Genomic DNA, 13474 nt, shown 5'->3' on the forward strand with positions numbered 1-13474 from the left:
AGCCCCCCCCCCCACGGAGGGCGTGTTTCTGTCAGATCACCGAGTCATCGGAGCACGCGCCCCTGCCAGATCACCGCCTCTTCAGCCCATCAAACGCCTTGTCCAACCCCGCATCCGCATCCACCAGCTTCTGCCGCCGCTGCTCCATCCACATCTGATCCTCCCTCAACCGCGCCTGGGCCTCAGCCAACATGCGCCGCACTTCTTCAGGCTGCGGCCCACCAGTACCCTTGCGACTTTGCACCATGGCGCGGGGGGACAGGCTTGCGCGGAAATCCGCTTCGCTCAGGGGCAGGGTGTTGTCCTTCCATTTGTATTTGTCCGCCGCCTGGGTGAACAACGCCTGCGCATCGGCGTAGGCGAAGTCCTTGGGCAAGGTGCCGTCGGCGCGGGCTTTTTCGACGATCAGCGAGGCGAAGCTGTGGCCGATGCGGAAGGGGACGTGGTGCTTGCGCTCCAGGGTGTCGGCCAGCTCCATGGAGGTGGTCCAGTCGGCGTCCAGTTCTTCTTCGGCGCGTGCGGCGTTGATTTTCAGGGCGTCGAGCACCTGGTCCAGGCGCTTGAACATGTCGCCCGTGGAGCGGAACAGGCCCAGGTCGTCGAAGGCGGCCTTGTAGTCGGTCATGCCGGTGGTGACGTTGTGGGCGCGCAGGGTGGTGGCGTTGGCCAGGCCGACCACGTCGGAGGCGGCTTCGCGGGTGCGCATCAAGAGGCCAGGGTTGCGCTTTTGCGGCATGGCGCTGCTGGTGTAGGTGGCCCCTTCGTCGAGCAGCAGCCAGGGGCGGGTCTGGTGGTACTGGGTGTGAATGTCGCCGATGAAGGCGCCGATGCGAATGGCCGAGGACGAGACCAGGCCGGCGGCTTCGAGCGGGATGTCGTAGGTCGAGACTTGGCTTGCGTCCAGCGAGTTCTCGCGCACGCCGTCAAAGCCCAGCAGTTGGGCCAGGCGCTCGCGGTTGATGGGGTAGCCGGAGTTGGCCAGCACGGCGGTGCCCATGGGGCTGAGGTTCAGGCGGGCGTATAGCTCGTGCAGGCGCTGGGCGTCGCGCTCGAACGAGGCCTCGTAGGCCAGCAGGTAATGGGCGTAGCTGATGGGCATGGCTTGCACGCCGTTGGTATAGGCCGGCACCAGGGTATCGACGTGTTGGGCGGCCAGCGTGAGCAAGCGCTGGCGGGTGGCGTCCAGGGCGTCGCCATAGGCCAGCACGTGGCGGCGCAGCGAGGCCAGGCGGTAGGTGGCGTACATGTCCTGGCGGCTGCGCCCCGAGTGAATCAGCGAGGCCTCGGGGCCGACCTTGTCGGTGATGATCTGCTCCAGTTGCAGCACATCGCTGGGGCGCTTGCCGTCTGGCTGGGTGGCCTGGTCGATGGCGTGGCGTACCCCGCCTGCAATGGTCGCGGCCTGTTCGGCGGTGACGATGCCGGCTTCCTTGAGCATCACCAGCGAGGCTTTGTTGATGCGGTTGAGGTAGTCGAACTGGGTCTCGCCGTGGCGCTGGCCGTCGGGGGTCTTTTCCACGAAGGCGCCGATCTTGCGGGCCTGCTCGGCGCACTCGGCGGTGGTCTTGCACGGGTTGTCGGCGGTGTTGGCGGCCTGGGCCGCAGGGCTGGTGATCCAGGCGCAGGCGATGGCAAGGCACAGCAGTGATCTTGTTGTTGTCATGGTGGGTCCGCTCGGGGCTTATGGAAGGCTGGCGGGCTGGTGGCACCCTTGGAAGGTCAACCTACACCCCTGCCCCCTTGGCCGAAAGTGAAACCACCGCCGGATAGGCGGTGGCATCGGTGCAAGGGCAGGGTTGATCGAGCCGCTGGTTAGGGCATGCCGAGAAACTCAGGCAGCGCCAGGGAGATGTACGGCACGTAGGTGACCAGGATCAGGAACAGCAACAAGATCGACAGCCACGGCAGCGCTGCGCGAATGGTCTGGCCCAATGTCAGGCCCGTCACGGCACTGGTCACGAACAGGTTCAACCCCACTGGCGGGTGAACCAGTCCGATCTCCATGTTCACCACCATCACGATGCCCAGGTGGATCGGGTCGATGCCCAGTTCCATGGCGATGGGGAAGAAGATCGGCGCCAGAATCAGGATGATCGCCGACGGCTCCATGAAGCTGCCGGCAATCAGCAGCACCACGTTGACCATGATCAGGAAGCCGATGGGCGTCAGGCCTTCGGAGAGCACCCACTGGGTGATCTGCTGCGGGATCTGCTCGGTGGTCAGCACATGGGCGAACAGCATGGCGTTGGCGATGATGAACAGCAGCATGATGGTCAGCCGCCCGGACTCCAGCAACACCTTGGGGCACTCGCGCCAGGTCATGTCCTTGTACACGAACAGGGCGATGAACGCCGAGTACACCGCCGCCACGGCCGCCGCTTCAGTGGGGGTGAACATGCCGCTGTAGATGCCGCCCAGAATGATCACCAGCAACAACAGCCCCCAGAACGCCCGCCGCGCGGCCGTAAGCCATTCGCGGAAGCTGGCACGTGGCTGGGCAGGCAGCTTCTTGACCCGCGCCACGATGTAGATGGCTACCATCAGCGACACGCCCAGCAAGATCCCAGGGATCACGCCAGCCATGAACAACTTGCCCACCGACGTTTCGGTCGCGGCTGAATAGACCACCATCACGATCGACGGGGGGATCAGGATGCCCAGCGTACCGGCGTTACAGATGATGCCGGCGCCGAATTCCTTCGGATACCCCGAGCGCACCATGCCGGCCACGGCGATCGAACCCACTGCCGCCACCGTGGCCGGCGACGAGCCGGACAACGCAGCGAACAACATGCAGGCCAGCACGGCGGCAATGGCCAGGCCGCCCCGAATGTGCCCTACGCAGGCGTTGGCAAAATCGATCAGCCGCTGCGCCACGCCGCCGGTGGTCATGAAGGCGCCAGACAGCAGGAAGAAGGGGATGGCCAGGAAGGTGTAGCTATCAGAGGTTTCGAACAGCTTGATCGCCAACGAACTGAGCGAATCCTGGCTGAACAGCAGAATCGACACCGCCCCCGACAGGCCCAGGGAAATGGCGATGGGCACGCCCAGGAACATGAAGATGAACAGCAGCAGGAACAGGCAGATGACGGTCATTGCTGCGACTCCTCACCGGGGTTGGCCAGCTTGCTCGCCTCGGCCGCTTCGTCGGCCAGGCCCAGGTTGATCTGGCGGTGGGTGTAGATGCGGTAGAGGATTTCCAGGTAGCGCACGATGATCAAAGCGAACCCGAAGGGCACAATCATCGCGATGTGGCCGATCTTGATGCCGTAGCGGTCCAGGTCTTCGGCCCCGATGCCAGCCGCCAGCACAGCGCTGACCCACTTGATGCTGGCAATCAGAAACAGCCCGGCATACGCCAGGCAACAGGCGCAGGCAACCATGGCCAGCACACGCTGCACCGGCTTGCGGGTGCGCCTGACCAGCACATCGACCCCAAGGTGGCCGGCGGTACGTACGCCATAGGCGATGCCGAAGAAGATCAGCCAGCCAAACAGGGCCTTGGTCAGGGCGATGCTCCAGGTCATTTCCTGGGCGTAGCCCATCAAGTGGTCACCGATGTTCAACAGCGGCTCGCTGGCAAAGGTCCAACGGTCGCTCAAGTTGTAGAACATCGTGTAGAGGTTGTTCAGCGCTACGTAGATGAAGGTGATGAGGGTCATGGCCGCCAGAAGAAAGGCGATCATGCCTTCCTCGAAGCGCTCCCAGACGCGCCGTAACGTTTGCATGGGCATTCTCCGCGCAGAATGAGGCTGAGCCGCCCACGCAGGGGCGGCTGCAGGCGGGGCCAATCAAGAGGCTGTGTTGGCGTCCTGGGCGGCTTTGATCAGGTCGGCGCCAATCTGGCCTTCGAACTTGTCCCAGACCGGACGCATGGCTTTGCGCCATTCGTCACGCTGCTCGGGGGTGAGCGCATCGACCTCGCTGGTCTTGGCGTCGATGATCTTCTGCCGCGAGGCCTGGTTCAGCGCCTCGGCCTGCTTGTTCACCTCGACGGTGACCTTGTCCATGATGCCCTGCAGTTCGGTGCGCACATCTTCAGGCAGGCCGTTCCAGAACTTGGCGTTGGTGATCACCATGTAGTCGATCAGGCCGTGGTCGGTCTCGGTGAAGAACGGCTGCACTTCGTTGACCTTCTGGCTTTCGTAGTTCGACCAGGTGTTCTCGGTGCCGTTGACGGTGCCGGTCTGCAAGCCTTGGTACACCTCGGCAAAACTCATCTTGCGCGGGTTGGCGCGCACGGCCTTGAACTGCTCTTCCAGCACGCTGGAGGCTTGTACGCGGAACTTCAGGCCACGGGCATCCTTGGGCAGCAGGATCTTCTTGTTAGCCGACAGCTGCTTCAAGCCGTTATGCCAGTAGGCCAGGCCGCGGATGCCCTTGTCTTCCATGGAGGTGAGCAGCGCCTTGCCTTGGGGCCCCTGCTGAAAGCGGTCGACCGCCGCCAGGTTGTCGAACAGAAACGGCAGGTCGAAGATTTGCACCTGCTTGTTGTAGTGCTCGAATTTGGCCAGCGAGGGCGCCAGCATCTGCACGTCGCCCAGCAGCAGCGCTTCCATTTCCTTGCCGTCGCCGAACAGCGACGAGTTGGGGTAAACCTCGACCTTGACCTTGCCCTTGAGCTTGTCATCGGCCTCCACGAGCTTCTGGAACATGAGCGCGCCCTGGCCTTTGGGCGTGCTGTCGGCCACCACGTGGGCGAACTTGATGATGACCGGGTCCGCGGCGTAAGCGAACGAGGTCAGGGAGACGGCGGCGGCGCAGAACAGCGCCTGGGTCAGCTTCAACATGGGTTTCACCTGTTATTGTTGTTGGTAAGGTCAGCAGGGAAGCGTAGCCAAGATTACGGTGGCGCAAGTATAGGTGTTTGGGGAATCTGCTTTTGTGTAAGGCTGCGTTCGGCAAAAGCGAACGCCGACCCTCATGGCCTGGCCTGGACCATAGCCACTAGCCAGCATGGGCCAACGCCAGCAGGCGCTGCGCGCGCAACACCACTGGCGCATCGACCATCTGCCCGTCCAGCTGGAAGGCCCCTGCCCCACCCGCCGCTGCGCTGCCCTCGAGCACGCGCTGCGCCCAGGCCAGTTCGTGCTCGCTGGGCTGCAAGGCCTCATGAATCACCGGCACCTGGCTTGGGTGAATGCACAGCGCCCCGCCATAGCCCATGTCGTAGGCATGGCGCATGGCCTCGCGCTGCCCTTGCAGGTCGCGGATCGCAGGAAACACACCGTCCAGCGGCGGCGCCAGGTCGGCGCCCCGGGAATGCAGTTGCACGGCCATGCGGGCCTGGTCGATGAAGCGTTGGCCTGCCGGGCTGTCAGTGTTCAGGCAAAGGTCCAGCGCCAGGTCCAGGCTGCCGAACGACAAGCGCTCGACGCCCTCGGCGCCGGCGATACGTTCAAGGGCCAACAGCCCCTTGGCGGTCTCGATGATCGGCACGACGGCCTTGCCCGTCCGGGCGGCAACCGCCACCTGTGCGGCGCTCTCGACTTTGGGCAGCAGCACCGTGGTCACGCCCAGGTGCTGCGCGCACAATTGCAAGTCCTCGGCGTGGTTTGCATGGCTGGGTGCGTTGACCCTCACCCACACCCGGGCGTCGGGGTGTTCGCCCAGAAAGCGCGCCAGGTGCTCGCGGGCCTGGGCCTTGAGCGGTTCTTCGACCGCGTCTTCGAAGTCCACGATCACGGCATCGGCACCGGCAGCCAGGGCCTTGGCGAAGCGCTCCGGGCGGCTACCGGGCACGAACAGGGCGGAGCGAACGATGGGGTATGGCATGCTTTTGCTCCTCTACTAAACCACGCCTGCGCTGTTCAATTGCGCCTGCTGATCATCGCCATACCCCAGCTCGGCCAGGATCGCGGCGGTGTGCTGGCCCAGTGCAGGCACCGGGTCCATGCGCGGGCTGAAGGCCGCGTTGCGCCCCGGCGGCAGCAGGGACGGCAGCTTGCCCGCCGGGCTGTCCACCTCGCGCCAGCGGTCACGGGCCTGCAACTGGGGGTGCTGCCACACCCCTTGCATGTCGTTGACTCGGGCGTTGGCGATCTGGGCGGTCTCAAGGCGCGCCACGACGTCTTCCAGGCTCAGCGCGGCGAAACCGTCGACGATGATCTGGCGCAGCAGGTCGCGGTTCTCCGAGCGCAGGTAATTGGTGCAGAAGCGCTCGTCAGTGGCCAACGCCGGGTCGAGCAGCACCTTCTCGCAGAACAGCTGCCATTCACGCTCGTTCTGCAACCCCAGCATCACCGTGCCGCCATCGCCTGTGGGGAAAGGGCCGTACGGGTAGATGGTCGAGTGCGAAGCACCCGCGCGAGGCGGTGGCGGTGCACCGTTGTAGGCGTAGTACATGGGGTAGCCCATCCACTCCACCAGGCTTTCGAGCATGGACACGTCGATGCGGCTACCCACCCCGGTGCGATCACGCAACAGCAGGGCCGAAAGCACGCCGGTATAGGCGTACATGCCAGCGGCGATATCGGCCACCGAGCATCCAGCCTTGGCCATCCCCTCCTCGCCTGGGCTGCCGGTGACCGACAAGAAACCGCCTTCGCTTTGAATCAGCAGGTCGTAGGCCTTTTTCTTCTCATAGGGGCCGCCTTCACCGTAGCCAGAGATGTCGCACACGATCAGCCGCGGGAAGCGCGCATGCAGGGCCTCGAACCCCAGGCCCATGCGCGCCGCAGCGCCAGGTGCGAGGTTTTGCACCAGCACGTCGGCCTTGGCCAGCAGCCCTTCGAGGATGGCATCGGCCTGAGGCTGCTTCAGGTCCAGGGTCAGGCTTTCCTTGGAGCGGTTGGTCCACACGAAGTGGGACGCCAGGCCGTCGACGCGCTGGTCATAGCCTCGGGCAAAATCACCGCTGCCGGGGCGTTCGACCTTGATAACCCGGGCGCCCAGGTCGGCCAGTTGGCGGGTGCAGAACGGCGCGGCGATGGCGTGTTCCAGGCTGACGACGGTGATGCCGTCCAGGGGGCGGGGGGCAGATGCACTCATGGCAAGGTCCTGTGCGGGAGTCATGGCAGGTCGGCCAGCGAGCGGGTATCGCGCAGCTGCCAGACACGTTGGATCAAGGCACGGCCGTCGGCCGCACTGCGCTGGCCGGCGTAGGCCAGCAAGCGCTGGAACTTGTCCTCCAGTTCCGCGCGGGACAAGGTGTTGCCGGGGTCGCCCTTGGGTTCGTCAATGGCAGCAGTGAAGCGGCGCCCGTCCTTGCAGCCCACTTCTACCCGGCCCAGCCACCGGGCCGGATAGGCGGCGTCCACCTCGGGGTCCAGCTGCATGCGCACCTTGTCGCGGAACCCCGCCACGTCCGGGTCGCTCAGGGCCAGGTCGCGGAATGTCAGCAACTGGGCGCTGCCGTGCACGGCAATCAGGCCGAGCACCGTGCCCATGGAGAACTTGGCCTGGTGCACGCTGGTGGGCACCTTCACCCGGCCGAGCACGTCGATGGCGCCCTGGTGCACGTGGGCGATCACCTCGGCGATGTCGCCGTGGCGCAGCCCTTCGCGCTGCATCAGTTCGAGCAAGGCATCGGCCGCCGGGTGGGTGTGGCGGCACGAGGCGTGGAACTTGAACGAGGTTTCGGCCAGCGCCCAGCGGCTGCCCAGGCGGTCCGACAGGCGGGCCGGGTCGGCGTCGCTGGACATGCCGGCCGCCAGGCCCTGGTCGCCTTCCAGGATGTTGCGCGCCCCGCTCAGGCCATCGGCGGTCAGGTACGCCGCCAGCAGCCCGTCGGCAGCTGCCTTGGCGGTGTGCAGCTGTTTCGAATCGGCCGCATCGCGCAAGAACTCCCACAGCCCGGCCGCCTGAGTGCCGGCACTGCCCAGCACGTTGATGAACTGGGCCTGGTCGAAGTCCATCAGCTTGCCCACCGCGACAGCCGCCGCCAGGGTGCCGACGGTGGCGGTGGTGTGGAAAATGCGGTAGTGCGAGCGGCCCATGAATTCGCCGATGCGAATGCCAGCCTCGTAGCCGGCCACAGCCGCCAGCAGCAGGTCCGGCCCCGACTTGTCCAGGTCCTGCGCGGCAGCCAGGGCTGCGGAAAACACCACCGTGGCCGGGTGCAGCACCGAGCTGTTGTGCAGGTCGTCCTGCTCCACCAGGTGCGACGCTGCGCCATTGACCAACGCAGCGAAATACGGCGAGGTGCCACGGCCGGTGCTCATCAACCGGGCTTTACCGGCAGGTGGCCCCATGCGCTCGGCGTAGCGCTCGAACAGCGGCACCGGGTGCGCGCCCTGGCTGGCCAGGGCCGAGCCGAGCCAGTCGAGGAACAGTTCTTCGGTACGCGCCAGCACGGAGGGCGGGATGTCCTGGTAGCGCAGGTCGGCCAGGAAGGTGACCAGTGCTTGGGTATCACGCATGGGCATACCCTCCTTCAGAAGCTGCGCGGCAGCTCGAGCAGGTGCTCGGCCACGTACGACAGGATCAGGTTGGTGGAAATCGGCGCCACCTGGTACAGGCGGGTCTCGCGGAATTTGCGCTCCACGTCGTACTCGTTGGCAAAGCCGAAGCCGCCGTGGGTTTGCAGGCAGGCGTTGGCCGCCTCCCACGAGGCTTTGGCTGCCAAGTACTTGGCCATGTTCGCGGCAGCACCGGCGTTGGCGCCGCTGTCGTACTCGGCGCACGCCCGCCAGCGCATCAGGTCGGCCGCCTCCAGTTCGATGTGGGCTTCGGCGATGGGGAATTGCACGCCCTGGTTCTGGCCGATCGGGCGGCCGAACACCACGCGGTCGCGGGCGTACTGGCTGGCCTTTTCGACGAACCAGCGCCCGTCGCCGATGCACTCGGCAGCGATCAGCGTACGCTCGGCGTTCAGGCCGTCGAGGATGTAGCGAAAACCCTTGCCCTCCTCGCCGATCAGGCTGCTGGCCGGGATGCGCAGGTTGTCGAAGAACAGCTCGTTGGTTTCGTGGTTGACCATGTTGGCAATCGGCTGCACGGTCAGGCCGTTGCCAATGGCCGTGCGCAGGTCCACCAGGAAGATGGACATGCCTTCGGACTTGCGCGTGACCTGCGCCAGCGGCGTGGTACGCGCCAGCAGGATCATCAGGTCCGAATGCTGGATGCGCGAGATCCACACTTTCTGCCCATTGATCACGTAGTCGTCGCCCTCGCGCACGGCCGTGGTCTTGAGCTGCGTGGTGTCGGTGCCGGTGGTCGGTTCGGTCACGCCCATCGACTGCAGGCGCAGCTCGCCGCTGGCCAACTTGGGCAGGTAATGACGTTTCTGTTCCTCGCTGCCGTGGCGCAGCAAGGTGAACATGTTGTACATCTGCCCGTGGATGGTGCCGGAGTTGCCACCGCAGTGGTTCACTTCCTCGAGTATCACCGACGCCTCGGCCAGGCCCAGCCCTGAACCGCCGTAGGCCTCGGGGATCATCGCCGACAGCCAGCCGGCGTCGGTCATGGCCTTGACGAAGGCTTCGGGGAAGGCCTTCTGCTCGTCCAGGGTGCGCCAGTATTCGGCCGGAAATTCGGCGCACAAGGCGCGCACGCCTTCGCGGATGGCGTTGAGGTCATCGCTGTCGTAGCTGTGCATGGCAGGCTTCTCTACGGTGCTGAAAGGGGGTCAGTCGAAGGTGACGNNGGGCGGCGCTTTGCGCCACGCCGGCAGCGTTGCCGGCCCACAGGCGCGCCTGGCCTGGGCCGTCGAGGCAGCCGCTGAGCTGGAAGGGCGTGGGCAGGGTGAGCGGGCGCAGGCTGCGGTAGCTGTAGCGGCGCAGGCGGGCACCGGGGTTGGCGCGCAGAAAGGCCCGCAGGTTGAGCGTCGCGATCTGGGGGCCGTGCACCACCAGGTCCGGGTATCCCTCGGTGGCGGTGACATAGGGGTAGTCGTAATGGATGCGGTGGCCGTTGAAGGTGACCGCCGAATAGCGGAACAGCAGGGTCGCGGTGGGCGTGACGGTTTCACCCCAGGTGCCGGTTTCACATGGCTCGCCCGTGCTCGCCTTGGGCGGGGTCGGCTCGCGGTAGACGATGTCCTGCTCTTCGCGGATGCACAGCTGGTCGTGCTGAGTGTAGTCATGGCGCACCGTCACGAACAGCAAGGCGCCGCTGCGGCCGTGTTTCTCCTCGATGTGCAGGATGGTCGAGGTACGCTGCGCCTCGCCGCCGACCACCAGCGGGGCGATGAACTCGACCCGGCCACCGGCCCACATGCGGTTGCGCCCGTCAGCCGGCGGCAGAAAGCCCCCGCGTGCCGGGTGCCCGTCGGTGCCCAGTTGCGCTTCGGGTACAGGGTCTTGAAAGAAGCACCAGGTCCACAGCGGCGGCAACGCCTCGCCATGGGCCGGGGCGGTCTCGCCGAACGTCGCCGCGATGCGCTGCACCAGGTTGCGGCTGAGCACATCCCAGGCGTGCTCGGTGCGNNGCGGCCGAGCCAGGGGCTGTAATCAAAGGGCGTAGTGGGCATGGGTGGGCCTCTGGAATTGTTGTTATGGCAGGCCGCTTGGCAGGCGCGTCATCGACGCTGCGCAGGCGACAGGGACGATCATGCGACCCTGTCGCGCATTCTGTGAATTTGCATTTCCATAACCCGGCGTTCATAAATGCCGAACGCCTTCCCTACCCAGGACTTGCCCATGCACTTCGATCTGGCTGACTTGCGCCTGTTCATCCACATCGGCGAATCTCCCAGCCTGACCCAGGGCGCCCGCCGTGCCCACCTCTCCCCGGCCGCCGCCAGTGCGCGTATCAAGGCGCTGGAAGCGCAGCTCGACACACGCCTGCTGTACCGCGACAGCCGCGGCGTCGAACTGACCCCGGCCGGGCACACGCTGTTGACCCACGCACGCCTGGTGATGCGCCAGGTCGATTACCTGAAGGCGGAGTTCACTCAGTTCGGCGGCGATTCGGCGGGGCATATCCGCATCTTTGCCAACACCACGGCGGTGACCGAGTTTCTGCCCGAGGTGCTGGCAGGCTTTCTGGCGCAACGGCCGGGTGTCACGGTCGACCTGCAGGAACGCCTGTCCCGCGACATCGTGCGAGGCGTGCTCGATGGCAGCACCGACATGGGCATCATCGCCGGCCCTGTGGAGGCCAGCGGCCTGCAGGTGATGCACTTCAGCACCGATCGGCTGGTGCTGATCGTGCCCGCCGGCCACGAGCTGGCCAACCGCCGCCAGGTGACGTTGAAACAGACTCTGGCCTACCAGCACATCGGGCTGCACGACGGCAGCACCCTGCTGACCTTTCTGCGCGACCAGGTCGAGCGCATGGGTGAAACCCTGGCCCTGCGTATCCAGCTGTCGGGTTTCGAGGCCATCTGCCGCATGGTCGAGGCAGGCGTGGGCATCGGCATCATTCCCGAGTCGTCCGCATCGCGCCACAGCCACACCATGAATCTGGTGACCATCGCCCTGGACGAACCCTGGGCCGAGCGCGAACGCAGCATACTCGTCCGGGAGCTGGAGGCCCTGCCGGGGACGGTGCGCGCATTGATCAAGACGTTGATGCCTGCGAACTAGGCAAGCCATTACGCTCGGGTTATCTGACCGTCAGATCGGGTGCAGGACAGTGGTTCAGATTTGCACTGCAGAAGGATAAATCCTACTGTGGCGCGTCGTTTTGGATATGGACAATAAGGATATGGCCCAAATCATCCCAACACTCGGCGCGTGCCGTTTCGACTCGCCCGGGGAAAAACGCCTGGCTGAGCGCCTCGAAAAGAAACTCCCCGATGACTGGTTATGCTGGTTCAACGTGCCGGTTGGCCCAAAGGGGCTGCAACCGGACTTCGTCCTCCTGCACCCTGAAGTGGGCTTGCTCATTCTCGAGGTCAAGGACTGGAAGCTGAGCTCGCTGAAAGAGGTGACGATCAACGAGGTCATCAAGCTCGAGCACGGTCGCGAAGTCACCGTCATCAACCCCATGGCGCAGGCCCGCAAGAACGCGTTCGAAACGAAGGAAACGCTGGAAAAGGACCCCGCGCTGACCCAGAAGCCAGGCTCTATCCGAGCGGGCAAACTGTTGATGCCCTACACCTGGGGCGTCGTGCTGCCAGAGATGACGCGCAAGGAATTCATCTCGCTGCAAGCCGGCTCGGCCTTGCAAAGCGTGCGTGTCATCTGCAAGGACGAAATGTTCGAAACCGTGGATGCAGGCCTGTTCGAACAACGTTTCAAGGCCATGTTCGTGCAGCACTTTCCCGTGGCGCTGTCGGACGAGCACCTGGACCGCGTGCGTTACCACCTGTTCCCGGAAATCCGCCTGAACCCGGCACGTGCCCAGTTCGGGCTGTTCGGTGAGCAGGAGGCGCCCATGCCCAGCCTGATCAAGGTCATGGACCTGCAGCAGGAGCAACTGGCGCGTTCCATGGGCAGTGGGCACCGGGTGATTCACGGCGTGGCCGGCAGCGGCAAGACCATGGTCCTGGTGTACCGCAGCCTCTACCTGGCGCGCACCTCCAGCAAGCCGGTGCTGGTGTTGTGCTACAACAAGACCCTCGCAGCGCGCTTGAACCAGGTGCTCAAAGCGCACCAGCAAGACGTTCAGGTAGTTGCCATGAGCTTTCATGCCTGGTGTCGCAAGCTGCTGACCGATGCGCAGCTGCCCATCCCTCAACTCAAGGGGCAGAAGTTCTTCCAGGCGCTCGAGGACGATGTGCTCAAGCACATGGCGGACGGCAAGCTGGACGCTGATCGGTATGCCGCGATCCTGATCGATGAGGGCCACGACTTCAAACCGGAGTGGTTCCGCCTGGTCGTTCATCAACTCGACCAGGAGCAGGAAAACCTGCTGGTGCTCTACGACGATGCCCAGGCCATCTACCGCGGCAAGGCCACCCTTGCCTCGAAGATGACATTCAGCTTCGCCAGTGTAGGGATCAAGGCGTCAGGGCGGACCACCATCTTGCGCATCAACTACCGTAATACGCTGGAAGTGCTGTCGGTCGCGCATGCGTTTTCCAAGGATTTGCTCAGCGCCCGCGATGCCGAAGACGACCATATCCCGGTACTGGCTCCGCAAAGCGCAGGCCGGCGCGGCGACTTGCCGCAACTGCTCAGCCACCCAGGGCTTGTGCAGGAAGCCCAATGCCTTGTCGCCCGGCTTGAGCATGAGCAGGCAAACGGCCGGGCCTGGCAAGACATGGCCGTGATCTACCGAGAAGGTTTCCAGGCCACCTGGGTCGAGGACACACTCAAGGCCGCGGGCATCCCGTACACCAGCGCCAAGACCGTTTCCAAACGCAGCGCGCTGTATGGCGAGAACACGGTGAAGATCGTGAGCATGCATTCGAGCAAGGGGTTGGAATTCGGGTTCGTGGTGATTCCGCGCTTGCACGAGATGCCGGTGCAGGGCGAAGACGAAGCCGATGAGATGCGCTTGCTGTATGTAGCCATGACCCGCGCCGTGGACAGGCTGGTGATGACCCATCAGACCCACTCCGGATTCACCGAACGCCTGCAGGAGGCAGTGGCTCAGGTTCAAGCGAGCCTTTAGCTGCTTGATAGTGCGGGACTAAGGGTTGCGC

10 protein-coding genes and 1 pseudogene are annotated in these 13474 nt (G+C 64.8%); 2 read left to right on the forward strand and 9 right to left on the reverse strand.

Features of this window, described 5'->3' with window-relative positions:
- Nucleotides 1–70: 70 nt before the first annotated feature.
- The 9 genes and pseudogenes from B2S33_RS19965 to B2S33_RS20005 form a co-directional block, all read right to left on the reverse strand.
- On the reverse strand, nt 71–1663 hold the full coding sequence (locus B2S33_RS19965) for an argininosuccinate lyase (protein WP_288650956.1): 1593 nt from the start codon (nt 1661–1663) through the stop codon (nt 71–73).
- A gap of 149 nt (nt 1664–1812) precedes the next feature.
- Entirely contained in the window at nt 1813–3096 is a 1284-nt protein-coding gene (gene dctM / locus B2S33_RS19970) for a C4-dicarboxylate TRAP transporter large permease protein DctM (RefSeq protein ID WP_027915195.1), read from the reverse strand.
- Nucleotides 3093–3728: a TRAP transporter small permease gene (locus tag B2S33_RS19975; protein ID WP_027915196.1), complete on the reverse strand. Its 636-nt coding sequence runs from the start codon at nt 3726–3728 to the stop codon at nt 3093–3095. Before B2S33_RS19975 ends, dctM begins: the two co-directional genes overlap by 4 nt.
- 63 nt (nt 3729–3791) lie before the next feature.
- A complete protein-coding gene (locus B2S33_RS19980; RefSeq protein WP_023534545.1) occupies nt 3792–4790 on the reverse strand; it encodes a TRAP transporter substrate-binding protein in 999 nt (332 codons plus the stop codon).
- Between the two features lie 157 nt (nt 4791–4947).
- Nucleotides 4948–5775, reverse strand: coding sequence for an HpcH/HpaI aldolase/citrate lyase family protein (locus B2S33_RS19985; RefSeq protein ID WP_282478506.1), 828 nt, complete (start codon nt 5773–5775; stop codon nt 4948–4950).
- Nucleotides 5776–5790: 15 nt separating this feature from the next.
- Nucleotides 5791–6990, reverse strand: a complete 1200-nt coding sequence (locus tag B2S33_RS19990; RefSeq protein ID WP_288650958.1) for a CaiB/BaiF CoA transferase family protein — start codon at nt 6988–6990, stop codon at nt 5791–5793.
- Nucleotides 6991–7010: 20 nt separating this feature from the next.
- Nucleotides 7011–8360, reverse strand: coding sequence for an MmgE/PrpD family protein (locus B2S33_RS19995; RefSeq protein ID WP_288650960.1), 1350 nt, complete (start codon nt 8358–8360; stop codon nt 7011–7013).
- A 14-nt stretch (nt 8361–8374) separates the two neighbouring features.
- Nucleotides 8375–9538, reverse strand: a complete 1164-nt coding sequence (locus B2S33_RS20000) for an acyl-CoA dehydrogenase family protein (RefSeq protein WP_023534647.1) — start codon at nt 9536–9538, stop codon at nt 8375–8377.
- 52 nt (nt 9539–9590) lie between these two features.
- Nucleotides 9591–10382, reverse strand: a pseudogene (locus B2S33_RS20005) (FAS1-like dehydratase domain-containing protein); the annotation flags it as partial.
- Nucleotides 10383–10580: 198 nt separating this feature from the next.
- On the opposite strand from B2S33_RS20005, the gene B2S33_RS20010 reads away from it, so the two are divergent.
- Together B2S33_RS20010 and B2S33_RS20015 are read left to right on the forward strand one after the other, a co-directional pair.
- Nucleotides 10581–11468, forward strand: a complete 888-nt coding sequence (locus tag B2S33_RS20010) for a LysR substrate-binding domain-containing protein (RefSeq protein ID WP_027915202.1) — start codon at nt 10581–10583, stop codon at nt 11466–11468.
- A gap of 121 nt (nt 11469–11589) precedes the next feature.
- Nucleotides 11590–13443, forward strand: a complete 1854-nt coding sequence (locus tag B2S33_RS20015; protein WP_288650962.1) for a DEAD/DEAH box helicase — start codon at nt 11590–11592, stop codon at nt 13441–13443.
- Nucleotides 13444–13474 lie beyond the last annotated feature (31 nt).

The sequence above is a fragment of the Pseudomonas sp. UBA5568 genome (genome assembly GCF_002425525.1).
Taxonomy (GTDB): domain Bacteria; phylum Pseudomonadota; class Gammaproteobacteria; order Pseudomonadales; family Pseudomonadaceae; genus Aquipseudomonas; species Aquipseudomonas fulva.